Source organism: Azospirillum sp. NS33 (genome assembly GCF_059703765.1).
On record NZ_BAAKJB010000007.1, the window covers coordinates 121,977 to 147,309 of the forward strand.

Here is a 25,333-nt window from a genome sequence, read left to right on the forward strand (position 1 = left end):
TCGGGCGCTCACGACACGTCGGTCATCAGCTCCGCCGGGAAGCCGGCGGCGCCCAGGCGGTCGACGATCTGCTGGACATGGCGGCGGTCGCGGGTCTCCAGGATCACGTCGATCTCGGCCATCTTCACCGGGACGTCGTGGAACAGACGCTGGTGGTGGATCTCCACGATGTTGGCGCCGGCCGCCCCGACCAGGGTGGTGACCCGGGCCAACGCTCCGGGCACGTCGGTCAGCCCGATGCGCAGGCGCACGACGCGCCCGTCGACGACCAGGCCGCGCATCAGCACCTGGGCCAGAAGGCGGGCGTCGATGTTGCCGCCCGAGACCACCAGCCCGACGCGGCGGCCGCGCAGGCGCCCGCCCGCCGCCGCCGCCGCCGCCAGGGCGGCGGCCCCCGCCCCCTCGGCCACCAGCTTCTGCACCGTCACCATCTCGTAGACCGCGGCCTCCAGGGCCGGCTCGTCGACCACGAGGATGTCGTCGACGAGGCGCTCGACCAGCGTCCGGGTCAGCGCGCCCGGCGCCTTCACGGCGATGCCCTCGGCCAGGGTGGCGCCGCCGCAGGCGACGGGCTCGCCGCGCAGCACCTGGCGCATCGACGGGTAAAGCGCGCACTCCACCCCCAGCACCAGGATGTCCGGCTTGAGCGCGCGCGCCGCCACCGCCATGCCGGCGATCAGCCCGCCGCCGCCGATCGGCACGATCAGCGTGTCCAGGCCGGGGACGGCGGCCAGGAACTCCAGGGCCACCGTGCCCTGCCCGGCGATCACCCGCGGGTCGTCGTAGGGGTGGACGAAGCACAGCCCGTCGCGGTCGGCCAGGTCGTGGGCGTAGCGCTCGGCCTCGCTCAGGCTGTCGCCCTCCAGCACGACGGTCGCGCCGAAGGATTCGGTGCGCTCCACCTTGGTGAAGGGGGTGAACTGGGGCATGACGATGGTGGCGCGGATGCCGAGGCGCGCGGCATGGCAGGCCACGGCCTGGGCGTGGTTGCCGGCGGACATGGCGACGACGCCGGCCCGCCGCTCCGCCTCGGTGAGGGAGAGCAGGGTGTTGAGGGCACCGCGCTCCTTGAACGAGCCGGTGCGGTGCTGGTTCTCCAGCTTCAGGAAGACCTCGCAGCCCAGCCGCTCCGTCAGCCGGGGCGCCGCCTCGGCCGGGGTGACGGCGATGTGGCCGGCCAGGCGGTCGGCCGCGGCGCGGACGTCCTCGACGGTCACCACGCCGGGAGCGGCGGACGGTGCGGCGGACGGTGCGGCGCTTGGCATCACGAGGGGCCTCCGGTGGCGGGTTGCAGCGTCAGGTGGGCGGCTCCGGCCGCCTCCAGGGCCGGGCGGTCGCCGGCCAGGGTCACGGTGGCGCCGTCCCGCCACCGCTCGACGAAATCCCCCCAATGGGGGGAGAGCGGGTTTCCGGACTGGCCGGTGGCGATGACGAAGCGGGAGTTGTCCAGGTCGGCGAGGTCGTAGACCGCACGATAGCCGGCACCGTGGGTGTGCGCGAAGGGGCGTTCGCCGTCGGCGATGCGGCTGCCGCCGCGATTGACCGTGGTGCCGCTGCCGTCCGTCGCCACGCCGAGGCCGAACAGGGCGTCGAATCCGGGGACGCGGCTCAGCACCCGGTGCTCCAGCGGGGCACGGTGCGCGTCACCCCAGCGCCACCCGGCGGGGTCGTCGCCGTAGCGCTCGGCGATGCGGGCCAGCGCGCCGTCGAGCGACGCGGCCAAGGCGTCGCCGCAGGTCTCCGCCACCGGCGTGGTGACGTCGTCGCACCAGTGGCGGCGGTCGGAGAGGGCATGGCGCACCGTCTCGTTCTGCTGGTAGAGGTGTTCGCCGAACAGATCGCCGAGGTCGTCGGCGAAGAGGGTCCGCTTCAGCTCGCGCAGCCACCATTCATAGACCAGAGGCTCCGGCCGGGTGCGGTCCATGGTGGCGTCCCACCCGCGCAGGCCCTCCACCGCCGCCGCCGCCCGGGCGGTGCGCGGCACCACCTCCAGCATCAACGGCAGCAGGCGCTGCGCCGCCAGCGACACGGCGTCCATCTGCTGCGCCACCACCTCGGCGACTCCGTGGCGCCCGTCGCCCAGCAACGCGGTGATGCGGTCGGCGCGGTAGGCCTCGGGCCAGTCGGTGGTCAGCAGGTGGGGATAGCCGGGACCGACCACGGCGTTGTTGGCGTTGACGATCCGGCCGTCCGGCGGGTCCATCGTCTGCGGCAGGTCCTCGAAGGGCACGAAGCCCTCCCAGTCGAAGGCGCCGGTCCAGCCCGGCACCGGCACCGTGCCGTCGCCCGAGCGGCGGATCGGAACCAGGCCCGGACTGACGAAGCCGATGGTTCCCGCGGTGTCGGCGAAGACCACGTTCTGCTGCGGTGCGCGGTGCAGGCGCAGGGCCTCGCGGGCCTCCGCCGCCGAGGTCGCGCGGTTGAGGCGGTGCAGGGCCTCCGCGGTCGTGTCGGCGCCGTCGAAGCCGGCGAAGGACAGGGCCAGGACATGGCCGGCCGGCGTCAGGCCGCCGTCCTCCCCCGGCAGATCGGAGATGACCGGACCGTGCCGGGTGCGCCGCACCGTCAGCGTGACCGCGGCGTCGCCGGCGACGGCGATCGTCTCGGTGGCGGTGGCGATGGGCTCGCTGCCGTCCGGCGTCAGGTAGCGGCCGGGGTCGGCGGGGTCCAGGCGCTCCACGAAGAGGTCCTGGGTGTCGCTGTGGGTGGTGGTGAAGCCCCACGCCACGTCGTCGTTGCGGCCCAGCACCACCATCGGCACCCCGGGCACCGTCGCCCCGGCCAGCGTGCGGTCCGGCGTGACGATGCGCGCGAGGTACCAGAGGATCGGTGCCTCGAGCGCGAGGTGGGGGTCGTTGGCGAGGATCGGCTTGCCGGTGGTCGTCCGCGCCCCGGACAGCGCCCACTCGTTGGAGGCGAGCTCCGGTCCGAGCGGCGGAGGCAGCGCGGCCGCCGCGTGGTCGAACCGGAGCGCGCCGAGCCCGGCGGCCAGTGTCACCGCGGAGCCGGCGGGCGGGTCGGGGAACAGCTCGGCCACCCGCCCGGCCGGCAGCCGCTCAAGCAGGCGCGCCCGCTGCAGTTCCTGCCGGTGGTTGCCGGAGAGCTGCATGGCCATCAGCTTGCCCCACACCAGGCTGTCGGCGGGGGCCCACCGCTCGGGCGCCAGGCCCAGCAGCTGGAATTCCACCGGCAGGGCGACGGCCCGCCGTTCCAGCCAGGCGTTTACGCCGGCGGCGTAGGCATCGAGGTCGCGGCGCACCGGCGCGGACAGGGCGGCGTAGCTCTCCACCGCAGCGCGGTGAACCCCCATGGTGCGCATCATCCGGTCCAGGGTCACCGGCCAGTCGCCGAAGCGGCGGCCGAACACCTCGGCCAGCCGGCCGGAGCCGATGCGGCGCATCAGTTCCATCTGCCACAACCGGTCCTGGGCGTGGACGTAGCCCAGGGCGAAGGCGGCGTCGGCGTCGCCCTCGGCGAAGATGTGGGGGACGCCGTCGCGGTCGCGCAGCACCTCCACCGGCCGCTCCAGGCCCGGCAGGGCCACCGTGCCGGTCACCGTCGGCTGCTGGGCGCGCAGCCACAGGTAGCCCCCGCCGGCCGCCGCCAGCGCCAACGCCACCAGCCCGGTCAGGGCCGCCGCCACGATCGCCAATCCCCGTCCCATGCCACCCGCTCCGCTGCCGCGTGTCCCCCCGGCCACTCAAATGGGGACGGGCGCGGAAAAACGAAGGCGCCGGTGGAACCTCCGCGACGCGCGACTCCGGGGCGTGCTTGCCGATTGCGGCGACCATCCCCATAATCGGCCTGGCCGCAGGAGGGAACCATGCGCACAGTCCACACGCCGCTCGCGACCGCGTGCGCGATCCTGCTTGCGCTCTTGCTGGCAGGACCGGCCCTGGCCGCCGGCGAGACGACGGCGCGCCGCGTCGAGAACGGGGTCGTGGTGCTGCGCGGCCCGACAGCCAAGCCGGTGACCGCGGCCAAGCCGGTGAGCCCGGCCAGGGCGGGGGCCACGGCAGGGGCCGCCGCGAGGGCCGCCGCGGAGACCAAGGGCACGGGGCGCAGCGTCGAGAACGGCGTGGTCGTCGTGCGCGGCGTCGCCGCCAGGCCGCGGCCCGGCACCTTCGCCGCGGACTGCGAGGCGGCCGAGGCCGGCGACCCCAAGGCCGCCTACCGGGTCGCCCGGCGCTTCCTGTTCGGCAACGGTGTCGGCAAGAACCAGCGCCTGGGCACCGCGTGGCTGCGCGCCGCCGCCAGCCTCGGCCATGGCGAGGCGCGGCGCCTGGTCCGCTGGGTTCCGGGCCGGATGGGCCACAACCGGCCGTGGTGCCGGCCCGGTGACCGTCCGATGCGCGGCACGACCGCCCCGCCGGCGGAGATCGTCGCCCTGGTGAAGAAGCTGGCGCCCGACTACGGCCTGGACCCCGACCTGGTGCTGGCGGTGATCCGGGTGGAAAGCGCCTTCCGCACCGACGCGGTGTCGCCCAAATCGGCGGCCGGCCTGATGCAGCTCATCCCCGAGACGGCGGCGCGCTTCGCCGTGAAGGATGTCTTCGACGCCGAGGACAACATCAAGGGCGGGATGCGGTACCTGCGGTGGCTGCTGGCCTATTTCAGCGGCGACGTGTCGCTGGCCCTCGCCGCCTACAACGCCGGCGAGGGCGCGGTCGACCGCTACGGCGGCGTTCCGCCCTACCGCGAGACGCAAGGCTATGTGCAGTTGATCCGGCGCTATTTCGCCGACGAGACCCACCCCTTCGACCCGGCGGCGGCCAGCCCGTCGCCGAACTTCGACCGGACCGCCGCCGAACTTCCGGGGTGACCAGCAGGAGGGCCGCCGCCGCCATGCCGATGTCCGAACGCGTCTGCCTCGGCCTCAGCGCCGCCGGCTTCCACCGCATCGCCTACACCCAGTGGGGGCGCGACGATGCGGCGCGCACCGTGGTGTGCGCGCACGGGCTGACCCGCAACGGCCGCGACTTCGACCGGCTCGCCCTCGCCCTCGCCGACCACGCCCGGGTGGCCTGCCCGGACGTGGTCGGCCGCGGCCGCAGCGACTGGCTCGCCAACCCGGACCTCTACGGCTATCCCCAGTACCTGGCGGACATGACGGCGCTGTTGGCCCGCCTCGACGTGGCCGCCGTCGACTGGGTCGGCACGTCGATGGGCGGTCTGATCGGCCTGCTTCTGGCGGCCCAGCCCAACACGCCCATCCGGCGCCTGGTTCTGAACGACGTCGGCCCCTTCGTCGCCAAGGGCGGGCTGGAGCGCATCGCCGACTACGTGGCCAAGGACCCGGTGTTCGAGGACGTCGAGGCGGTGGAGGCCTACCTGCGGTTCGTGCTGATGGGATTCGGCGCGCTGCCGGACGCGCAGTGGCGCCACATGGCCGAGACCAGCGCTCGCCCGCGGCCCGACGGGCGACTCGGTCTGGCCTACGACCCCGGCATCGGCAAGGCGTTCGTCGCCCAGCCCATCGGCGACGTCGACCTGTGGACGGTGTGGGACCGGGTGCGGTGCCCGGTGCTGGTGCTGCGCGGCGCCGAGTCCGACATCCTGCTGCCCGGGACGGCCCAGGAGATGGCGCGGCGCGGCCCCGGGGCGCGGGTGGTCGAGTTTCCCCACGTCGGCCACGCGCCGTCGCTGATGGTCGAGGATCAGATCGCCGTGGTCCGCGCCTTCCTCCTGGAGGGGTGAGCGCGGACGCGGGCGTGACGCCCGTCGCGGGGCGCACTATAACGGCGCCATGACCGACGCCGCCTTCGACCCCCACAGCCTGCCGCCCCTGCGCGAGGTGATCGCCCGCTTCGGGCTCGACGCCCGCAAGGCGCTGGGGCAGAACTTCCTGCTCGACCTCAACCTCACCGGCCGCATCGCCCGCGCCGCGGGTCCGCTGGACGGGGTCACGGTGGTGGAGATCGGTCCCGGCCCGGGCGGCCTGACCCGCGCCCTGCTGGCGACGCCGGCCCGCGCGGTGGTGGCGGTGGAGCGGGACCGCCGTTTCGTCGACGCGCTGCAGGACGTGGTGGCGGCCGCGTCCGGCCGCCTGACCATCGTCGAGGCCGACGCCCTGACGGTCGACGCCACGGCGCTGGCGCCGGCACCGCGCGCGGTGGTCGCCAATCTGCCCTACAACGTGGCGACGCCGTTGCTGATCGGCTGGCTGCGGCGGATCCGCGAGTTCACCAGCCTGACCTTGATGTTCCAGAAGGAGGTCGCCGACCGCCTGGTCGCGAAGCCTGGCAGCAAGGCCTACGGCCGGCTGTCGGTGATCACCCAGTGGCAGGCCGACGCGCGGGTGCTGTTCAACCTGCCGGCCGCCGCCTTCACCCCACCGCCCAAGGTGGCATCGGCGGTGGTCCACCTGACGCCGCGGGCGGCGCCGGACGCGGCGGAGTGGTCGGCGATGGAGACGGTGACCGCCGCCGCCTTCGGGCAGCGCCGCAAGATGCTGCGCCAGAGCCTGAAGGCCTTGGGTGACGCCGAGGCCCTGCTGGGCGCCGCCGGCATCGCCCCGACGGCGCGGGCGGAGGAGGTCGACGTGGCCGGCTTCGCCACACTGGCGCGCCTGTGGCGCGACGGCACCGGCCGCGCCTGACCGCCCGGCCCCGCCCGTCGACGCTCACGCCGGGCCGGGCGGTCGACGTATTGCGGGGTGGTGCCGGATGTTCTCCATCCCGACGCCACCGGTTTCCGCATGCGCTGTCACCGGTGTGCAGCAAAATGCCAATGCTTCGGCAATAACATGCCGATTCTTCATTTGGCGCCGTCCCCTTTTTTGTACGGGCACCGGGTCGATCGCCTATTCCAACCGCGCGTGGCCCGTATTACCGTCGATCGAGGCCGGCGCGGCAGCGAAGAGGACTCCACATGGCATCGGCCACCCGGGCGGCGGCGACCGGCGATCCCAAGGTCGACACCCTGCTCGAAGGGGCGGCGTGGGCGCAGTCGACGCTCACCTACGGCTTCCCCACCGCCGCCTCGGAGTGGGACGGCTACGTGGTGGGCGGCGAGCCCTACAGCGGCTTGACCACCCTGACCGCCGCCCAGCAGACGGCGGTGGTGGCGGCGTTGGGGGCGTGGGCCGCCGTCGCCGACCTGTCCTTCGTGCCGGTGGCGGAGCCGGCGACCGCGGCCGTCCTGCGGTTCGCCGGGACGACGGCGACGACGACGGCCCACGCCTATCTGCCCTCCGGCTCGGAGCGCGCCGGCGACGTCTGGTTCAGCCCGCGCTACACCGGGATCGCCACCTGGGAACCCGGCCGGTTCGAGCACTTCACCGCCCTGCACGAGATCGGCCACACGCTGGGGCTGAAGCACCCCCACGACACCGGCGACATCAGCGGCGCGGCGGACACCGCCATCGATTCCGTCGAGTTCACGGTGATGAGCTACCGCTCCTACGTCGGCGCACCGCTCGAGGCCGGCATGGTCGTGGAGTCCGGCTCCTATCCCACCGCGCCGATGGCCCATGACATCGCCGCGATCCAGGCGCTGTACGGCCCCAACTACGCCACCGCGGCCGGCGACACGGTCTACCGCTTCGCGCCCGACAGCGGCGTCGTCTTCCAGGCGGTGTGGGATGGCGGCGGGGTCGACACCTACGACCTCTCGGCCTATGGCGGCGGCGTCCAGGTCACCCTGGCGCCGGGCGGGTGGAGCCTGCTCTCCGCCGACCAGTTGGCCGCCCTGAACGCCGGCGATCCCGGCACGGTCGCCCGTGGCAACGTCGCCAACGCCTACCTGCACGAGGGCGACGCGCGGGCGCTGATCGAGAACGCGGTCGGCGGCGCCGGGGCCGACCGGCTGGCCGGAAACCAGGCGGCCAACACGCTGGTCGGCAACGGCGGCGCGGACACCCTGTCCGGCGACTCCGGTGGCGACGTCCTCTATGGCAACACCGGCGCCGACCAGCTCTACGGCAACACCGGCGGGGACACCCTGTTCGGCGGGCAGGACGGCGACAGCCTGTTCGGCGGCCAGGACGACGATTTCCTCTATGGCCAGCTCGCCACTGATGCGCTCTATGGGCAGTTGGGGGCCGACACGGTGTTCGGCGGGCAGGGCGCCGATCTCCTGTTCGGCGGGCAGGGCGGCGACCTAATGTTCGGCAATCTCGGGGACGACGTGCTGGTCGGCAACCTCGGCGACGACACGATGACCGGGGGCGGCGGCGCCGACCGCTTCCTGTGCGCGGGGCAGGACGTGATCACCGACTTCAGCCTGGCCGACGGCGACCGCCTGGTGGTCGCGGCGGGCACCGTGCTGGGCGTCGAGGGCGCCGCGGACCAGGCGATCGTCCGCTTCGCCGACGGCGGCAGCGTGGCCCTGGCCGGCGTTGCACCGGGGGCGGTGACCGCGGACTTCTTCATCACGTGAGCGCGGCGGGCCGGGCGTCTGCGCCACGCGGACGCGCGCCCGGCCCGGTGCGGGGTCAGGCCTTCCAGTAGGCCCAGACGGACGCCGGCGGGATGTTGAGCGGGGTGAAGCCGACCCGCTTGCCCTTGAGGCCCAGGGCCTTCTGGTTGAGCGGCGAGTGGATCATGTAGGTGTAGAGGAGGAAGCGGCTGCCCTCGGGCATGACGCTGAAGGTGGCGGCGACGATCTCGCGCTGCAGCGCCATGGGCAGGGTGATCATGGGGATGCCGATGATCACCGTGCCCACCTTGCCGACCCGCTCCGGACCGAGGATCTCCGCGACCTTGCGGCAGTCGTCGTGGATTACGTGGATGTCCGGGTAGAAGCCTTCGAGGTAGCCGGCCAGCTCCTTGTCGATCTCGAAGGAATAGATGCGGTCGCCGGGCAGTCCGGATTCCAGCATGGCCTTGGTGATCGCGCCGGTGCCGCCGCCGAATTCGGCCACCACCTGGTCGGGGCCGCAGACGATGTTGTCGCGCACGATCTTGCGCAGCGCGGCCGAGGACGGCGTGATGGAACCCATCGCCAAGGGGTTGGCCAGCCAGCGCTGGAAGAACAACCACGCCGGCGAACCCGGCTGGTTCCGCTTTTCCTTGTCGACGGTCGCTTCGGTGGGAGTCATGACCGGCCTTTCTCGCCGCTGATGGTGAACCAGAGCGCGGGGGGGCAGACGTTCCGGGCACCCGCAGGCCGCCCCTCTCCGGGCGGCCCGGGCATGGGTTATGCGGCAATCCCGGGGCGGATTCAACCGCCGCTGGGGTACGATTCTTGTCCGGCGCCCTCTTTAATCAAAAGTTCATGGCCCGCGTAGGACAGGCCGCTGACCAGCACGACGGCGAAGGCGACGGCACCGAACCCCACCAACAGCCCGGCGCCCACGGCGTTGCCGTCGCGCTCGATAAGACCCAGCGCCAGCAGGACCAGCGCGAATCCCGGCAGCCAGCCCATCAGCGGAACCGGCACGAAGGCGATGAAGGCGAGAACGAAGACCAGCGCGCCGAACCAGCGGCCGCCATCGATCGCCGCCAGCGCCGGGCGGCGCGGCCGCAGCATCCGCTCGATCCAGCGCAGGCGCGGCAACGCCGCGTCGATCATCCGCTCGGCCGTCCGGCGCTGCACCGAGCGGCGCAGCAGCCACCCCGGCAGCGCCCCGCCGCGGCCGCCGAACAGCAGGGTCAGCGAGAACAGCAGGACCGGCAGGTTGAACAGCACCGACACGCCCAGCGGCACCGGCGCCACCGTGGGCAGCGACAGCGCCAGGAGGATGGTGCCGACGGAGCGGTCGCCAAGCGCGGCGATGAGGTCGCCGATGGTGACCCGGTCCCCGGGAAGGCGCCGGCGGAATCCCGCCAGCACGTCCGAGGTGCGCTCCGGCCCCGACCGGCTGCTCGGCGCCGGGCAGGCCACCAGGGTGGGATACCCGTCGCCGGGCAGGGGGGCATTCATGCGGCGACGCCCGCGTCGGTGGCCGCCGCCTCGTACGCCTCCGCGGCCTCCAGCCACGCCTCTTCGGCGGTGGCCAGGCGCTTCTCGACGGTGCCGAGGTCCTTCTGCAGGGCGGTGAGGGCTTCGGTCGGGCCGCCGTACAGGCCGGGATCGGCCAGCCGGTCCTGCAGCCGGGCCTTCTCCGCGCTCAGCTTGGCGACCAGCGCCTCGGCCGCGGTGGCCTTGCGCTTCAGGGGGGCCAGGGCGGCCCGCGCCTCGGCCGAGGCGCGGCGCTGGTCCTTGCGCGACGGACCCGTGTCGCGGCCGGACTCGCCCGAGCTCCGGTCGGCCCGCGCCTTGTCCAGCAGCAGGCGGCGGTAGTCGTCGAGATCGCCGTCGAAGGCCTGGCACGTGCCGTCGCCGACCAGCAGCAGGCGGTCGGCGGTCAGCTCGATCAGATGGGGGTCGTGGCTGATCAGGATGACCGCGCCCTCGAAGGCGTTGATCGCCTGGATCAGCGCCTCGCGGCTGTCCACGTCCAGGTGGTTGGTCGGTTCGTCGAGCATCAGGATGTGCGGAGCCTCGCGACTCATCAACGCGAAGAGAAGTCGGGCCTTCTCGCCGCCGGACAAGTCGGCGATCCGGGTTTCCGCCTTCGTCTGGGGGAACCCGAACCGCCCGAGATGGGCGCGCACCTTCTCCTCAGGCGCCGTCGGCATGGTCTGCTGGACCTGCTGGATCGGGGTGTAGGAGAGGGTCAGCTCCTCGGCCTGATGCTGGGCGAAATACCCGACCCGCAGCTTGGAGGGGCGCCGCATCTCGCCTTCCATGGGCGCCAGGCGGCCGGCCAGCAGCTTGACCAGCGTCGATTTGCCGTTGCCGTTGGCGCCGAGCAGGGCGATGCGGTCGTCCATGTCGATGCGCAGGTTGATGCGCTTGAGCACCGCCCGCTCGCCGTAGCCGACCGAAAGGCCCTCCAGTGCGATCAGCGGCGGCGGCATCGGGTCGGGCTGCGGGAAGACGAAGGCGATGGCCGCCTCGTCCTCCTCGATGCCGACGATCGGCTCCATGCGTTCCAGGGCCTTGATGCGGCTCTGCGCCTGGCGGGCCTTGGTGGCCTTGGCGCGGAAGCGGTCGACGAAGGACTGAAGGTGCTTGCGCGCCGCCTCCTGCTTGGCGGCCAGCGCCTGGAGGCGGTCGATGTTGGCGCGCCGGAGGCGCAGGAACTGGTCGTAGCCGCCGCTGTAGGTGACCAGCTTGCCGTTGTCGACGTGGATGGTCGTGGTCGGGATCGAATTCAGCAGGTCGCGGTCGTGGCTGACCAGGAGCACCGTGTGCGGGTAGTTGCGCAGGTAGCCCTCGAGCCACAGGGTGGCCTCCAGGTCGAGGTGGTTGGTGGGCTCGTCCAGCAGCAGCAGGTCGGGGCGGGCGAACAGCACGCCGGCCAGCGCCACGCGCATGCGCCAGCCGCCGGAGAAGGCGGAGCAGGGCCGCTGCTGGGCGTCGGCGTCGAAGCCGAGGCCGGCGAGGATCTGCGCCGCCCGGGCCGGCGCGGTGTGGGCCTCGATGTCGGCGAGGCGGGTGTGGACCTCGGCGATGCGCTGGGGATCGGTGGCGGTCTCGGCCTCGGCGAGCAGGGCGGTGCGCTCGGTGTCGGCGGCCAGAACGGCGTCGATCAGGGTGGTCTCGCCGGCGGGCGCCTCCTGGGCCACCATGCCGACGCGCAGGCCGCTGGGCAGCGTGATGGACCCGCCGTCGGCCGTGAGCTGGCCGGCGATGAGCTTGAGCAGGGTGCTCTTGCCGGTCCCGTTCCGGCCGATCAGCGCGACGCGGTGGCCCTTGGGCACGACGGCGGTGGCGCTCTCGAACAGCACCCGTCCGCCGAAGCGGAACGTCAGATCATTGATGTGCAGCATGGCGGTTCGCGGTGTACCACGAGCAACCCGCGGTTTGAAGCGGGACAAAAGCGTGACGGGGGGAGGGGGTTGCGCCCCGCGCGGGGGATCCGGCCGACGATGCGGTTGCCGGGGGCGGAAAGCGCGACTATAACGCCGCGAACCGGCGCCCCTGCCCTTCGTCGACGACCGTGTCCATCGACCGCGGGGGGCGCTTGCCGCAAACAAGGAGAATCCTCCCATGGCCGTCGAACGCACGCTCTCGATCATCAAGCCGGACGCCACCCGCCGCAACCTGACGGGCAAGATCAACGCCCGCTTCGAGGACGGCGGCCTGCGCATCGTCGCGCAGAAGCGTGTCCGCCTGACCCGCGAGATGGCCGAGAAGTTCTACGCCGTCCACGCCGAGCGGGCCTTCTTCAAGGACCTCGTCGACTTCATGGTTTCCGGGCCGGTGGTCGTGCAGGTGCTGGAGGGCGAGAACGCCGTCGCCCGCAACCGCGAGATCATGGGCGCCACCAACCCGGCCAACGCCGCCGCCGGCACCATCCGCAAGGACTTCGCCGAATCGATCGAAGCGAACTCGGTGCACGGCTCCGACGCCGCGGAGACGGCCGCGCAGGAGATCCGTTTCTTCTTCTCCGAGCTGGAGGTGGTCGGCTGATCCACGCCCGGCGGTGCCGCGCGTCAAGGGGTCGCCCGCAGGGGCGGCCCCTTTTTTGCATCGTGGCGGTGGCGGTGCTGTTACACTTGGTGACAGGGCGCGCGTAGACAGTGGTCCCGTTTCTGCGCTATTCGGAACGGCAGCGCGCCGCAGCGAAGGAGAGGGCGATGGACTTCCAGGACAATCAGCCGATCGTCGTGTCGCTGCTGCAGCCGATCGCCTCGCAGGTGGATGGCCGCATCGACCTCGGCGACGAACGTGCGGTCGAACTGCTGGTCCGAACCTACGTCGACCGCTGCCTCAACTGCTTCCAGCAGACGGTCGCCGGATCGGCCACCCAGGACGACGCGGTGGACGACATCTACCGTCTGGCCAGCGCGCTCAACACCGTGTTCCTCGGTGCCAGCGGCTTCCAAAGCGTGGTCGCCCACCCCTGGAACAGCGCCGACCAGCTCGGCGTGTTCCTGCACGACACCCTGGACTTCGACTTCCCGGCGGAGGAGTGCGTGCGCGCCACCCTGGTGCACATGGCGACCCACATCATGCAGGCCCTGCAGGGCAACAAGGACGATTGGCGCGAATCGGTCGACGGGCTGGTGATCGAGGTGCGCGACCTGCTGTTGGGCCGCGTCGCCCCCGCCGACGCGGCCGGCGAGCCCCCGCCGGGCATGGCATGAGGTGACGGGCGCCGCCGCCCGGGGTCATCCGGCCGCCACGCCCACCATCAGCCCGCGGTCCCAATAGGGCTCCGGGCCGAAGCGCGCCGCCAGGAAGTCGACGAAGGCGCGCACCTTCGGCGAGAGGTGGCGGTTCTGGGGGTAGATGGCGTAGACCCCGGATTCCGAGAAGTAGCAGTCGTCGAACAGGCAGCGCAGGGCGCCCTCCAGCAGGGCGTCGCCGCACATGAAGGTGGGCACCACGACGATGCCGCGCCCGGCCCGCGCGGCGGCGAGAAGAAGTTCTCCGTTGTTGGCCCGCAGCGCGCCCGTCACCCGCACCGAGCGGGTCTCGCCATCGATGCGGAACTGCCACTGCTCGGCCATCGGCACGTTGGTGTAGATCAGGCAGGCGTGCTCGCTGAGCGCGTCCGGCGTCGCCGGCGTGCCGTGCGCCTCCAGATACGCGGGGCTGGCCGCGACCACCCGCCGGTTCGGCGCAAGGCGCCGGGCGATCAGCGAGCTGTCGCGCAGCCGGCCGATGCGGACCGCCATGTCGTAGCCCTCGTCGATCAGGTCGACGTAGCGGTCGTTGAGATCGATGTCGATCTCGATGCGCGGATGCATCTCCAGGAACGCGGCGATCGCCGGTGCCAGGTGCAGCAGGCCGAAGGAGACCGGGGCGTTGACCTTCAGGCGCCCGCGCGGCGCGGCGTGCAGGTCGGACGCCGCGCGCTCCGCCTCCTCCAGGTCGGCGAGGATGCGGCCGCAGCGTTCGTAGAAAGCCTGCCCGACCTCGGTCAGGCTGAGCCGGCGGGTGGTGCGGTTGAGCAGCCGCGCGCCCAGCCGGTACTCCAGGTCGGCGATGCGGCGCGACACGACGGACTTCGACAGCCCCAGCTTGTCGGCCGCGGCGGTGAAGCTGCGCGCCTCGACCACCTTGATGAAGGCGGCCATGTCGTCGAGCCGGTCCATGGATTGTCTTCCCCTGCGGAACGATGTGGTGTCCGCTTGTTGGATGTACGGCGCGCCCGCGTCGCGCTAGGTCAGTGTGCACGGGGACGCCCCCGCGACACAACTTCGGGAAGGATGCAACGCATGGCCAAGGTTCTGGTGCTCTACTACAGCAGCTACGGTCACACGGCGACCATGGCGGAGGCGGTGGCCGAGGGCGCGCGGTCGGTCGCGGGGACCGAGGTGACGGTGAAGCGCGTGCCCGAACTGGTTCCCCAGGAGGTGCGGGAGACGTCGCACTTCAAGGACCAGCCGGACGTGCCCGTGGCCACCGTCGACGAGCTGGCGGACTACGACGCCATCGTCTTCGGCACGCCGACCCGGTTCGGCAACATGACCGCGCAGATGCGCAACTTCCTGGACCAGACCGGCGGCCTGTGGGCCAAGGGCGCGCTGATCGGCAAGGTCGGCAGCGTCTTCACCTCGACCGCGACCCAGCATGGCGGCCAGGAGAGCACCATCCTCACCACCCAGGTCACGCTGCTGCACCACGGCATGGTGATCGTCGGGCTGCCCTACAGCTTCCAGGGTCAGAGCGGCCTGGGCGAGATCCTCGGCGGCTCGCCCTACGGGGCGGCCACCATCGCCGGCGGCGACGGCTCGCGCCAGCCCAGCGGCACGGAGCTGGACGGCGCCCGTTTCCAGGGTCGCCACGTCGCCGGCATCGCCGGCAAGCTGTTCGGCTGAGAATCGGGAGGGTTTGATATGGGACTGCTCGTCAACGGCCGCTGGACCGATCAGTGGTACGACACCACCGCCACCGGCGGCGCCTTCGTCCGGCCGGAGACGCAGTTCCGCGGCCGGGTGGCGGCGGACGGCTCCACGCCGTTCCCCGCACAGCCCGGGCGCTATCACCTCTACGTGTCCCTGGCCTGCCCGTGGGCGCACCGCACCTTGATCGTGCGGGCGCTCAAGGGGCTCCAGGACGTGGTGTCGGTGTCGGTGGTCGATCCCCTGATGGGCGACAACGGGTGGGAGCTGCCGGAGGGCGCCGACCCGGTCAACGGCAAGCGCCGCCTGTACGAGGTGTACACCGCGGCGCGCCCCGACTACAGCGGGCGGGTGACCGTGCCGGTGCTGTGGGACCGCCGGACCGGGACCATCGTGAACAACGAATCGGCCGAGATCATGCGCATGCTCAACCGGGCGTTCGACGCGTACGGACGGGCCGACGTGGACCTCTGCCCCGACGCCCTGCGGGACGAGATCGACTGCGTCAACGCCTTCGTCTACGACCGCGTCAACAACGGCGTCTACAAGGCTGGATTCGCCACGACCCAGGAGACCTACGAGGCCGCCTTCGACACCCTGTTCGACGCCCTGGACACCCTGGACGCCCGGCTGGCCGGGACCCGCTATCTCGTCGGTGGCCGGCAGACCGAGGCGGACTGGCGGCTGTTCACGACGCTGGTCCGCTTCGATGCGGTGTACGTCGGCCATTTCAAGTGCAACCGCCGGCGGATCGCCGACTATCCCCATCTTTCCGGCTACCTGCGCGACCTGTATCAGGTGCCCGGCGTGGCGGAGACCGTCGATTTCGCGCACATCAAGCGGCACTACTACGGCAGCCATCCCATGATCAACCCGAACGGCATCGTCCCCAGGGGCCCGGACCTGGATCTGACGGCGCCCCATGGCCGTGCCGGGCTGTAGCCCTCGGACGCCTGGGGCGACCGGCCGGCACGAGGCGCCCCGCTACGCGCCGCCGCCGCTCCACGCGGTGCGCAGCCGGTCGCGGTGGCGGGCGAGCCAGCCCAGGGCGATCACCGTGACCGAGTTGTTCAGCTTGTCCTCGTCGAGCAGGCGGATCGCGTCGTCCGCGGGCATGACCAGGATGCGGATGTCCTCGTGCTCCTCGGCCAGGCCGCCGCGTTCCGGCAGGTCGGCGCAGTCGACCCGGCCGCAATAGAGGGTGAGGTGCTCGGTCAGCGCGCCGGGGCTGGGATAGAAGGTGCACACCGGGACGATCTCGCGCACGGTGCAGGCGGCCTCCTCGAAGGCCTCGCGGCGGGCCACCTCTTCCGGCGTCTCCCCGGCGCCGATCATCCCGGCCACGACCTCGATCAGCCAGGGATTGCCCCCCGCCGCGGCCGGCCCGACCCGGAACTGCTCGATCAGCACCACGCTGTCGCGGTCGGGATCGTAGAGAAGGATGCCGATGGCGTGGCCCCGGTCGCAGACCTCGCGGTTCAGCTCCTCGCTCCAACCGCCGTCGAACCGCCGGTGGCGCAGGCGCAGCACGTCCACGGTGAGGAACCCGCGATGGGGGGTGCTCTTGGCGATGACCTCGACGTCGGGGTGATCCATGGCGGCGCTCGTCCGTTGGGCAGGGAGCCCCCGGTGTAACCGATCGGCGATGCCAAGGCGAGGCATCCGCCACGGCCCGGCCCCGTCAGAAGGTCGGGCGCAGGCGCAGATGGCGCAGCCGGTCCGACGACTCCACGGTCACCGGCACCGGGCCGGCACCGCGGAAGACCGTCAGCGGCACGGCGACTCCGGCCGGGCCCAGCGCCCACAGGGCGCGGTAGAACGCGGCAAGCGTCCCGAAGGGGCGCCCGTCGAGCGCGACGATGCGGTCGCCGGCCCGCACCCCGGCGGCGTGGGCCGGCCCGTCGGGTGTCACCCGTTCCACCAGCAGCCAGTTGGCCTGCTCACGAAGCGTAACGCCCAGCCAGGGGCGGGGCGGGTCCTGGCGGCGGCCGAAGGCCAGGAGGTCCGCCAGCACGGCGCGCAGCTCTCCCACCGGAACGAACATGTTGCCGGGCAGCGGCTGGCCCGGCACGGCCTCGGCCACGACCAGCGAGCCGATGCCCACCAACCGTCCGTCGGCGTCGATCAGCGCGGCGCCGTTGAAGGCGGGGTGGGGCGGGGTGGTGAAGATGGCGTCGTCGAGCAGGTATTCCCAGTAACCGGCGAAGTCGCGGCGGCTGACCACGAGCGCCGGCAGCGCGGTGTGCCCGCCGCCCCGGCTGACCACCAGGACCGGCGCCCCTTCGACCACCCCGTCGGAATCCCCGAGCGCCAGCGGCGGTGCGGCGAAGCCGAACCCGGCCCGGACCAGGCCCAGGCCGCTCTCCCCGTCATAGGCCACCAGCTCGGCCGGATGGGCCCGGCCGGCGCCGGTGGTCACGGTGATCGATGCGGCCTCCAGCACGGTGTAGCCGATGGTGACGATCAGCCCGCTCGAATCGATGGCGATTCCGGTGCCCGAGCGTTCCGTGCCGAGCGTGCGCGCGGTCTGCGCGTCCGGCGGCACCACCGCGTCGATGCGGACGATGGCGGCCTCGGGGGCCGGCTGGTCCGCGCGGGCCCCCGCGCTCAGGACCAGAGCGGCGATGCCCAGCACGGCGGCGAGATGGTGATTCAGGCGTCCGGCGGTGCTCATCGCGACCCTCCCACCGATGACATCGGGCAGCACTTGACATCGGCCGGCCGGTGTCGCCGGCAAGGGGATGGCGCGGTTGCCGCATGAGAAACGCAACCTCGGCCGGGCCGGGGTGTTTCAAGGGCAGCGACACGCGAAGGAAGGAACGCGACGATGACCATCAACAGCCAGAGCGAACTGGAGCAGGCCGTGGCCGAGTTCCAGCGCCTTGCCGCGGCGCCCGCGGACTCGCCGGACGGGCGCCGCCGCACCGAACTGGACGCCGAGATCAAGGAGTTCTACGTGCGGTGCGCCAACGACCTGCGGCCGGGCAAGCCGAAGGAGCAGCCGTACTGAACCGGCCGGCCCGGGCCGGCCGGCGCCGGCGCGTCGATGGCGTCACTTCGCCGTCGACGCGAGGCCGCGGGCGGACGATAGTGGCGGCATGAAGCGAACCGACACCTGCTACACCTGCCGTTTCTGGGAAGGCCAGGGGGTGCGCCAGCGCGGCCCCAAGGGAACCTGCCGGCGCTTTCCGCCGGTGGTCACCGCCCGGGCGCCCGAGGGCCGCTTCGCCGTGACCCTGTCGACCGACTGGTGCGGCGAGTGGAAGCGCGACATCGGCGAGGCCCCCCCCACGGATCCCGCCGCCGCTCCCGCCGGCGGTCCCGACGAGCGGACCATCTACGACGACTATGCCCAGGAGTAGGGCCGCCCCGGCCCCCCCCGTCACAGACCGAGCGGCACCATGATCATCGGCCGGCTCTGGAGCGGCAGGGTCAGCGGGTCGTCCGGCAACCCGCCGCCGGCGGACACGAGAAGGACCAGCGCGACGGCCGCCGCCGCGGCGACGGACACCAGCGCCACCAGCGCCGCCGCGCCTTCGCCGTCGAGCCGCCACGACGGGTGGCGCAAAAGGGCGGCGCCGGCCCTGCGAGTCGGAGATCCGTGCGTGAGCATGGTTCGGCCCTCCACCAGGACGGGCGCACGGGGTGCACGCGTCGGCTGAAGAGATGATCGTCTTCGATAATCGAGGCTACACCCGATCGGGCCGTTTGTCGTGCCGCCGTTGGGCAGAGGCGACGGGCGCTTTCGGTCGGTCGCCGCCGCCATCGAAGGCCATAGGCCCGCGGCGGGGATGCCACGCACGAAAAACACCCGCCACGGGCGGCCGGGGCGGGTGTCTCGAATTGGCTCCGGCGGTAGGATTCGAACCTACGACCAACGGATTAACAGTCCGCTGCGCTACCGCTGCGCCACGCCGGATCAGCGCGTGCGGGGGTTTTTAGCGGCCCCCCTGCCGCCCGTCAACACCGAACCGCCCGGCACGTGCCCGGGGGAGCGGAGCCGCGGAGGATGGAGGCACGGGCGGGAATCGAACCCACGTACACGGATTTGCAGTCCGCTGCATAGCCACTCTGCCACCGCGCCATCCCTCACGCACCCCGAAGATCCGGGGCGCCACGAGCGGAGCGGCAGGTATAGCGACCTCGTTCCATGCGGTCAAGCGCGCTTGAGCGGCGCCGCCGGCACCGCCGGGGCGCGCGCCGCGGCGTTGTTTTCGATGGTGGTTCCGGATATATACGGCCAAGGCTGCGGAGCCGCGCGTCGCGGCTTGGCGCCATTGCCGTTTCAACCGACTGATTGCGACAGCCATGCCCGACTACGCCGCCGCCCGCCTTCACATGGTCGAGGGTCAGATCCGTCCCAACAAGGTGACCAACCAACGTCTGGTGGACGCCATGCTCGACGTGCCGCGGGAAGCGTTCGTCCCGAAGGCGTCGCGCGGCATCGCCTATGTCGACGAGGATGTGGCGATCGGCAACGGCCGGTATATGACCGAGCCGATGGTGTTCGCACGGATGCTTCAGGAGGCCGAGATCGGCGAGGCCGACGTGGTCCTCGACGTCGGCTGCGGCACCGGCTACTCGACCGCGGTGATCGCCCGTCTCGCGGCGACCGTGGTCGGCCTGGAGTGCGACGCGGCGCTGGCGGGACGTGCCACGGAGACGATCCAGGAGGTGGGGGCCGACAACGCGCTGGTCGTCACCGGCGCGCTCGGCGACGGCTATGTCGCCCAGGGTCCCTACGACGTCATCGTGTTCGAGGGCGCGGTCGCCGAGGTTCCCGCCGCCGTGTGCGACCAGCTCGCCGAGGGCGGCCGCATGGTGGCGGCCGTCCTGGGTGAGAGCGGCGTCGGGCAGATGCGCCTGTTCCGCCGCGCCGGCGGCCAGATTTCCAGCCGTGTGCTGTTCGAGGCCAGGCCGCACCTGCTGCCGGGGCTCGAGCCGAAACCCAAATTCGTCTTCTAGAGTGTTCGCGATCTGATCGAAGGGGCGCGGCCTTCCAGGCCGCAGCCCCGACAAGGCGGCCGAAGACGCCGTCCCCTACAGGAAGGTCCGACAGACATGACCGATCGAAGCCGTTCCGCGCACCGTTGGCTGGCGACCGTGATGTTCGCCGGGGTGGCGCTCGGGGCCCCCATCGCCGCCTCGGCCCAGTCGCTCGAGCAGGCGCTGGCGCAGGCCTACGCCACCAACCCGGAGCTGGCGGCCGAGCGGGCGCAGCTCCGTGCGGTCGACGAGACCGTCTCCCAGGCGCTGTCGGGCTACCGCCCGACCGTCCAGGCGACCATCGACGCGACCCGCAATTTCAGCAACAGCGAGGTCCAGGGCAGCGGCGGGGTCAACTCGGCCAACACCGCCAAGTCCCTGGGGCTGTCGCTGTCGCAGCCCCTGTACGACGCCTCGGTCGGGCCGTCGGTGCGCCGATCGGAGGCGCTGGTCGAGGCGCAGCGCGCGTCGGTGCTGGCGACCGAGCAGTCCGTCCTGCTGAACGCGGCGACGGTCTACCTCGACGTCGTCCAGGACCAGGCGGTCCTCACCCTGGCCAACAACCAGGAGCAGGTGCTGCGCCGCAACCTCGAGGCGGCTCAGGACCGCTTCCGGGTCGGCGAGTACACCCGCACCGACGTCAGCCAGTCGGAATCCCGCCTCGCCGAATCCACCGCCGACCGCATCGCCTCCGAAGGGGCGCTGCAGGTGTCGCGCGCCAACTACGAGCGGGTGGTCGGCGCCCGCCCCGGCGAGCTCAAGGCGCCGAAGCCGACCTTCAAGCTGCCCCGCAACCTCGACGACGCGGTGGAGATGGCGCGCGGCAACAACCCCGCCGTGCTGGCCGCCAGCTTCAACGAAGAGGCACAGCGCCAGGCCGTCGATCAGCTCTACGGCGGGCTGCTGCCGTCGGCGAACCTGACGGCCCAGGGCGCGCGCACCTACGATCCGTCCTCGTCCAGCACCGCCATCGACCGCACCGACAGCCTGTCGGTGCGTGCCCAGATCGTCATCCCGCTGTACCAGGCGGGGCTGCCCGAAGCGCGGGTGCGCGAGGCCAAGCAGACCGCCAACCAGTACCGCATCCAGATCGAGGACGCCCGGCGCCAGGCCGTGAACTCGGCGATCTCCGCCTGGCAGAGCCTGGCGACGGCGCGCGCCAGCATCTCCTCCTACCGCTCGCAGATCTCGGCCGCGGAGATCGCCCTGGAGGGTGTCCGCCAGGAGGCCCAGGTCGGCTCGCGTACGGTGCTCGACGTCCTGAACCAGGAGCAGGAGCTGCTCAACGCCCGAGTCAACCTCGTGCGCGCCCAGCGCCAGGAGATGGTCGCCGCCTTCACCCTGCTGTCGGCGATCGGCGGCTTGACGGCGCAGCAGCTCAGCCTGCCGGTGGAGTATTACGACATGGACTCCCACTACCAGCAGACCCGCGGCAAGTGGTGGGGCACGGAAATCGCCGAGTGAGGCCAGCGGGAGCGCTTTGCCCGGTGGCTTTTTGTTCAATCCTGCCCTAGGGTTAGGGCGAGGTTGACGTCCCCGGGTTTGCCCTATGAGCGATAAAGGCCAACAAGAACCGTCGATGGAGGAGATTCTCGCCTCCATCAGACGGATCATTTCCGAAGACGGCGAGCCCGGGGCGAAGACCCAGGAGAAGCCGGATTCCGAGCCTCCACCTCCACCGCCGCCTCCCCCCCCGCCACCACCGCCCCCGGCGGCTCCGGTGGAGGACGAGGAGGAGGAGGACGAGGACGTCCTTGAACTCACCCAGGTGGTCGAGGACGAACCGGAGAGCGAGCCGGAGGACGACGGCTGGCCCGCCGAGGAACCGGCGTTCCCGGAACCGGAACCGGAACCGGAGCGGCCGCTCCGCCGGCCGCCGCCGCCACCGCCACCGATGGGGAATTTTGACGACGACCTCACCGAGATGCCGGCCCCGCCGCCCCGGCGGCGGCCCGCCCCGGCGATGGACGACGATGATTTCGAGGGGCTGATCTCGCGCCGCACGGCGCGCGACGCGTCGCAGCATTTCACCCATCTGGCGCGCGAGCTCGGCGACGATCTTTCCGTCGGGCCCATGCCGATCGGCATCCGCACGGTGGAGGACGTGGTGCGCGAACTGCTGCGGCCGCTGTTGAAGGAGTGGCTGGACGAGAACCTGCCCACCGTCGTGGAGCGGCTGGTGCAGCAGGAGATCGACCGCATGATGCGGCGCACCCAGAAATTCTGAACCCGGCGGCCGTCCCCCATGCCGAGGGCGGCCCCGGTCATGCCGTGACCACGCACACCGAAGACGCACACGACAGCGCGAGCGAGAGTACGCCAGAGATGCTGGAAAAGACCTACCGGCCCGCCGAGGTCGAGGAGAAGCACTACCGCCTGTGGGAGGAGTCGGGGGCCTTCGCCGCCGACACGACGTCCAGCGCCCGGCCCTACACCATCATGATGCCGCCGCCCAACGTAACGGGCAGCCTGCACATGGGCCATGCGCTGACCTTCACCTTGCAGGACGTGCTGATCCGCTACCAGCGGATGCGCGGCAAGGACGCGCTCTGGCAGCCGGGCACCGACCACGCCGGCATCGCCACCCAGATGGTGGTGGAGCGCAACCTCGCCAAGGACGGCCAGACCCGCCACGACCTCGGCCGCGAGCGCTTCATCGACAAGGTGTGGGAATGGAAGGCCGAGTCGGGGGGCAAGATCACCCGCCAGCTCCGCCGCCTTGGCGCCTCGCCGGACTGGCCCAGGGAACGCTTCACCATGGACGACGGCCTCAGCAAGGCCGTGCGCAAGGTGTTCGTGGAGCTGCACCGCCAGGGGCTGATCTACAAGGACAAGCGCCTCGTCAACTGGGACCCGAAGCTGCACACGGCGATCTCCGACCTGGAGGTGGAGCAGAAGGAGATCAAGGGCAACCTCTGGCACTTCCGCTACCCCATCGAGGGCGAGGAGGGCCGCTTCATCGTGGTCGCCACGACCCGTCCGGAAACCATGCTGGGCGACACCGGCGTGGCCGTGCATCCCGATGACGAGCGCTACCAGGATCTCATCGGCCGCCACGTGGTGCTGCCGCTGGTCGGCCGCCGCATCCCCATCGTCGCCGACACCTACGCCGACCCGGAGACCGGGTCGGGTGCGGTGAAGATCACCCCCGCCCACGATTTCAACGACTTCGAGGTCGGCAAGCGGTGCGGCCTCGAGGCCATCAACATCATGGACCGCGACGCCCGGCTCACCGACGCCGTGCCCGAGGCCTATCGCGGCCTCGACCGCTACGAGGCGCGCAAGAGGGTGGTGGCCGACCTGGAGGCGCTCGGCCTTCTGGAGACGATCGAGCCGCACGTCCACAAGGTGCCGCACGGCGACCGCTCCGGCGTGGCCATCGAGCCGTGGCTGACCGACCAGTGGTACGTGGACGCCGCCACCCTGGCCAAGCCGGCCATCGCGGCGGTGGAGACCGGCAAGACGGTGTTCGTGCCCCGGCAGTGGGAGAACACCTATTACGAATGGATGCGCAACATCCAGCCGTGGTGCATCAGCCGCCAGATCTGGTGGGGCCACCAGATCCCCGCGTGGTACGGCCCCGACGGCACGGTCTTCGTCGAGGAGAGCGAGGCGGAGGCCCAGCGCAAGGCCGACGCCCATTACGGCCGGCCCACCGCGTTGACCCGCGACTCCGACGTCCTGGACACCTGGTTCTCGTCGGCGCTGTGGCCGTTCTCGACCCTGGGCTGGCCCGACCAGACCGCGGAGCTGGACCGCTATTATCCCGGCGACGTGCTGGTCACCGGCTTCGACATCATCTTCTTCTGGGTGGCCCGGATGATGATGATGGGCATCCATTTCATGGGCGACGTGCCCTTCCGCACCGTCTACATCCACGCCCTGGTCCGCGACGAGAAGGGCCAGAAGATGTCGAAGTCGAAGGGGAACGTGATCGATCCCCTGGAACTGATCGACGCCTACGGCACCGACGCGCTGCGCTTCACCCTGGCGGCCATGGCGGCGCAGGGCCGCGACATCAAGCTGGCGGTCAACCGGGTCGAGGGCTACCGCAACTTCGCCACCAAGCTGTGGAACGCCGCACGGTACTGCCAGATGAACGGCTGCGTGCCGGTGGACGGCTACACGCCCGACGGCCTCGGCCAGACGGTCAACCGCTGGATCGTCGGCGCGCTTGCCGAAACCGGGCACAAGGTCGCCGAGGCGATCGAGGCGTACAAGTTCAACGAGGCCGCCAGCACTCTCTACCAGTTCGCGTGGGGCACGTTCTGCGACTGGTACCTGGAGTTCACCAAACCGATCCTCACCGGCGGAGACGCCACGGCCCAGGCGGAGACGCGGGCGACGACGGCGTGGGTGCTGGACCAGATCCTGCACCTGCTGCACCCGCTCATGCCCTACATCACCGAGGAGCTGTGGGAGCAGCTTGCCGAAGGCCGCGCCAACCGGCTGATTTCCGCCGGCTGGCCCGAGCACGGGCCGGACCTGGTGGACGCCGCGTCCCGCGACGAGATGGACTGGGTGGTGCGGCTGATCACCTCGGTGCGGTCCATGCGCTCGGAGATGAACGTGCCGCCGGCGGTGCAGATCCCGCTGCTGCTCAAGGACGCGTCGTCCGCGTCGCTGGCGCGGCTGGAGACGCACCGGGAGCTGATCGTGCGGCTGGCCCGGCTGTCCACGGTCGAGCCGCTGTCCGGCGCCGTGCCCAAGGGGGCGGTGCAGGCGGTGCTCGACGAGACCACCCTGGTGCTGCCGCTGGAAGGCGTGGTCGATCTCGCCAAGGAGCGGGCGCGACTGGCCAAGGAAATCGAGAAGCTGGCCGGCGAGATCAAGAAGATCGACGCCAAGCTGGGCAACGAGCAGTTCGTCGCCAAGGCCCCCGAGGAGGTCATCGAGGAGCAGCGCGACCGCCGCGACACGGCCGAGCAGGCCCGGTCCAAGTTGCAGAGCGCGTTGGACATGCTGGCGGGCTGACCGCGATCGCGGCCCGCGCGGGACAAAAATACGTCGCGCGGATGTCGATCGCACCGCCGCTCGTTCGTCCTAGGACCACACCGGCCATCCCGGCCGGTGTGGTCACCGAGGGAGAGAGACGATGCGTGTGATGGTCATGGTGAAGTCGACGGCCGACAGCGAAGCGGGGGGCATGCCCTCCACCGAACTGCTGGACGCCATGGGCAAGTACAACGAGGAGTTGGTCAACGCCGGCATCCTGCTGGCCGGCGACGGACTGAAGCCGTCGGCCCAGGGGAAGCGGGTCGCCTTCGACGGCGTCGGCCGGACCGTCATCGACGGCCCGTTCGCCGAGACCCGCGAACTGGTCGCCGGCTACTGGCTGTGGGAGGTCCGCGACATGGACGAGGCCCTGGAGTGGGTGAAGCGCTGCCCCAACCCGATGCCCGGTCCGAGCGAGATCGAGATCCGCCCGCTCTACGGGATGGAGGATTTCGCCGAGGCGATGACCCCGGAGATCGCCGACCTCCACGACCGCACGCGGGCCAAGCTCGGCGACCACTAGGATCCCCGACGGCGGAGCCGGCGCACCATCGCCGCGGCGGTGGCGC

The 25,333-nt window shown here is 71.6% G+C and carries 24 protein-coding genes and 2 tRNA genes; 15 read left to right on the forward strand and 11 right to left on the reverse strand.

What is annotated here, in order from left to right:
* Positions 1-8: 8 nt before the first annotated feature.
* Together AC6H2I_RS08890 and AC6H2I_RS08895 are read right to left on the reverse strand one after the other, a co-directional pair.
* Positions 9-1,265: a threonine ammonia-lyase gene (locus AC6H2I_RS08890; protein ID WP_497500250.1), complete on the reverse strand. Its 1,257-nt coding sequence runs from the start codon at positions 1,263-1,265 to the stop codon at positions 9-11.
* Entirely contained in the window at positions 1,265-3,664 is a 2,400-nt protein-coding gene (locus AC6H2I_RS08895) for a penicillin acylase family protein (RefSeq protein WP_497500251.1), read from the reverse strand. Before AC6H2I_RS08895 ends, AC6H2I_RS08890 begins: the two co-directional genes overlap by 1 nt.
* A 159-nt stretch (positions 3,665-3,823) precedes the next feature.
* Between AC6H2I_RS08895 and AC6H2I_RS08900 the strand changes: the two genes are divergently transcribed.
* From AC6H2I_RS08900 to AC6H2I_RS08915, 4 genes are all read left to right on the forward strand, one after another.
* Entirely contained in the window at positions 3,824-4,822 is a 999-nt protein-coding gene (locus AC6H2I_RS08900) for a lytic transglycosylase domain-containing protein (protein ID WP_497500252.1), read from the forward strand.
* Positions 4,823-4,845: 23 nt separating this feature from the next.
* Positions 4,846-5,697 (forward strand): alpha/beta fold hydrolase, encoded by an 852-nt coding sequence (locus AC6H2I_RS08905; protein WP_497500253.1) that lies wholly within the window; start codon positions 4,846-4,848, stop codon positions 5,695-5,697.
* A 49-nt stretch (positions 5,698-5,746) separates the two neighbouring features.
* Positions 5,747-6,598 carry a 16S rRNA (adenine(1518)-N(6)/adenine(1519)-N(6))-dimethyltransferase RsmA gene (gene rsmA, locus AC6H2I_RS08910; RefSeq protein ID WP_497500254.1) on the forward strand — a complete coding sequence of 284 codons (852 nt, stop codon included), beginning with the start codon at positions 5,747-5,749 and terminating at the stop codon, positions 6,596-6,598.
* Between the two features lie 272 nt (positions 6,599-6,870).
* Positions 6,871-8,379 (forward strand): M10 family metallopeptidase C-terminal domain-containing protein, encoded by a 1,509-nt coding sequence (locus tag AC6H2I_RS08915; RefSeq protein WP_497500255.1) that lies wholly within the window; start codon positions 6,871-6,873, stop codon positions 8,377-8,379.
* A gap of 55 nt (positions 8,380-8,434) precedes the next feature.
* On the opposite strand, the gene AC6H2I_RS08920 is transcribed toward AC6H2I_RS08915, so the two are convergent.
* The 3 genes from AC6H2I_RS08920 to AC6H2I_RS08930 all read right to left on the reverse strand — a co-directional run bounded on the left by AC6H2I_RS08920 (position 8,435) and on the right by AC6H2I_RS08930 (position 11,759).
* Complete coding sequence (locus tag AC6H2I_RS08920) at positions 8,435-9,040, reverse strand: class I SAM-dependent methyltransferase (RefSeq protein ID WP_497500256.1); 606 nt, start codon at positions 9,038-9,040, stop codon at positions 8,435-8,437.
* 122 nt (positions 9,041-9,162) lie between these two features.
* Entirely contained in the window at positions 9,163-9,864 is a 702-nt protein-coding gene (locus AC6H2I_RS08925) for an exopolysaccharide biosynthesis protein (protein WP_497500257.1), read from the reverse strand.
* Positions 9,861-11,759 (reverse strand): ABC-F family ATP-binding cassette domain-containing protein, encoded by a 1,899-nt coding sequence (locus AC6H2I_RS08930; protein ID WP_497500258.1) that lies wholly within the window; start codon positions 11,757-11,759, stop codon positions 9,861-9,863. The genes AC6H2I_RS08925 and AC6H2I_RS08930 overlap by 4 nt, the downstream gene beginning before the upstream one ends.
* A gap of 220 nt (positions 11,760-11,979) precedes the next feature.
* Here AC6H2I_RS08930 and ndk point away from each other — a divergent pair, with 220 nt between their 5' ends.
* Positions 11,980-12,402 (forward strand): nucleoside-diphosphate kinase, encoded by a 423-nt coding sequence (ndk, locus tag AC6H2I_RS08935; protein WP_497500259.1) that lies wholly within the window; start codon positions 11,980-11,982, stop codon positions 12,400-12,402.
* Positions 12,403-12,569: 167 nt separating this feature from the next.
* On the forward strand, positions 12,570-13,079 hold the full coding sequence (locus AC6H2I_RS08940) for a hypothetical protein (RefSeq protein ID WP_497500260.1): 510 nt from the start codon (positions 12,570-12,572) through the stop codon (positions 13,077-13,079).
* Positions 13,080-13,103: 24 nt separating this feature from the next.
* Here the strand turns inward: AC6H2I_RS08940 and AC6H2I_RS08945 are convergent, their stop codons facing one another.
* Positions 13,104-14,033 (reverse strand): LysR family transcriptional regulator, encoded by a 930-nt coding sequence (locus tag AC6H2I_RS08945; RefSeq protein WP_497500261.1) that lies wholly within the window; start codon positions 14,031-14,033, stop codon positions 13,104-13,106.
* Between the two features lie 123 nt (positions 14,034-14,156).
* Between AC6H2I_RS08945 and wrbA the strand changes: the two genes are divergently transcribed.
* Together wrbA and AC6H2I_RS08955 are read left to right on the forward strand one after the other, a co-directional pair.
* Complete coding sequence (gene wrbA, locus AC6H2I_RS08950; RefSeq protein ID WP_497500262.1) at positions 14,157-14,759, forward strand: NAD(P)H:quinone oxidoreductase; 603 nt, start codon at positions 14,157-14,159, stop codon at positions 14,757-14,759.
* An 18-nt stretch (positions 14,760-14,777) separates the two neighbouring features.
* Entirely contained in the window at positions 14,778-15,725 is a 948-nt protein-coding gene (locus tag AC6H2I_RS08955) for a glutathione S-transferase family protein (RefSeq protein WP_497500263.1), read from the forward strand.
* Positions 15,726-15,767: 42 nt separating this feature from the next.
* Here AC6H2I_RS08955 and AC6H2I_RS08960 read toward each other — a convergent pair whose 3' ends face one another.
* Both AC6H2I_RS08960 and AC6H2I_RS08965 read right to left on the reverse strand, forming a co-directional pair.
* Positions 15,768-16,379: an NUDIX domain-containing protein gene (locus tag AC6H2I_RS08960; protein ID WP_497500264.1), complete on the reverse strand. Its 612-nt coding sequence runs from the start codon at positions 16,377-16,379 to the stop codon at positions 15,768-15,770.
* Between the two features lie 85 nt (positions 16,380-16,464).
* Positions 16,465-17,457, reverse strand: coding sequence for a S1C family serine protease (locus AC6H2I_RS08965; RefSeq protein WP_497500265.1), 993 nt, complete (start codon positions 17,455-17,457; stop codon positions 16,465-16,467).
* A 153-nt stretch (positions 17,458-17,610) separates the two neighbouring features.
* On the opposite strand from AC6H2I_RS08965, the gene AC6H2I_RS08970 reads away from it, so the two are divergent.
* Positions 17,611-17,793 (forward strand): hypothetical protein, encoded by a 183-nt coding sequence (locus AC6H2I_RS08970; RefSeq protein WP_497500266.1) that lies wholly within the window; start codon positions 17,611-17,613, stop codon positions 17,791-17,793.
* 88 nt (positions 17,794-17,881) lie between these two features.
* Positions 17,882-18,145: a hypothetical protein gene (locus tag AC6H2I_RS08975; protein WP_497500267.1), complete on the forward strand. Its 264-nt coding sequence runs from the start codon at positions 17,882-17,884 to the stop codon at positions 18,143-18,145.
* Positions 18,146-18,165: 20 nt separating this feature from the next.
* On the opposite strand, the gene AC6H2I_RS08980 is transcribed toward AC6H2I_RS08975, so the two are convergent.
* From AC6H2I_RS08980 to AC6H2I_RS08990, 3 genes are all read right to left on the reverse strand, one after another.
* Positions 18,166-18,396: a hypothetical protein gene (locus AC6H2I_RS08980; RefSeq protein ID WP_497500268.1), complete on the reverse strand. Its 231-nt coding sequence runs from the start codon at positions 18,394-18,396 to the stop codon at positions 18,166-18,168.
* A 231-nt stretch (positions 18,397-18,627) separates the two neighbouring features.
* Positions 18,628-18,702: transfer RNA gene (locus AC6H2I_RS08985), tRNA-Asn, on the reverse strand.
* Between the two features lie 91 nt (positions 18,703-18,793).
* Positions 18,794-18,867, reverse strand: a tRNA-Cys gene (locus AC6H2I_RS08990).
* Between the two features lie 224 nt (positions 18,868-19,091).
* Here AC6H2I_RS08990 and AC6H2I_RS08995 point away from each other — a divergent pair.
* The 5 genes from AC6H2I_RS08995 (at position 19,092) to AC6H2I_RS09015 (ending at position 25,287) form a co-directional block, all read left to right on the forward strand.
* Positions 19,092-19,748 (forward strand): protein-L-isoaspartate O-methyltransferase family protein, encoded by a 657-nt coding sequence (locus AC6H2I_RS08995; protein WP_497500269.1) that lies wholly within the window; start codon positions 19,092-19,094, stop codon positions 19,746-19,748.
* Positions 19,749-19,844: 96 nt separating this feature from the next.
* A complete protein-coding gene (locus AC6H2I_RS09000; protein WP_497500270.1) occupies positions 19,845-21,233 on the forward strand; it encodes a TolC family outer membrane protein in 1,389 nt (462 codons plus the stop codon).
* 115 nt (positions 21,234-21,348) lie between these two features.
* The gene (locus tag AC6H2I_RS09005) at positions 21,349-21,996 is read left to right on the forward strand and encodes a DUF2497 domain-containing protein (RefSeq protein WP_497500271.1); all 648 of its coding nucleotides are present in this window, start codon (positions 21,349-21,351) and stop codon (positions 21,994-21,996) included.
* A 98-nt stretch (positions 21,997-22,094) separates the two neighbouring features.
* Positions 22,095-24,743: a valine--tRNA ligase gene (locus tag AC6H2I_RS09010; protein ID WP_497500272.1), complete on the forward strand. Its 2,649-nt coding sequence runs from the start codon at positions 22,095-22,097 to the stop codon at positions 24,741-24,743.
* 121 nt (positions 24,744-24,864) lie between these two features.
* On the forward strand, positions 24,865-25,287 hold the full coding sequence (locus AC6H2I_RS09015) for a YciI family protein (RefSeq protein ID WP_497500273.1): 423 nt from the start codon (positions 24,865-24,867) through the stop codon (positions 25,285-25,287).
* Positions 25,288-25,333 lie beyond the last annotated feature (46 nt).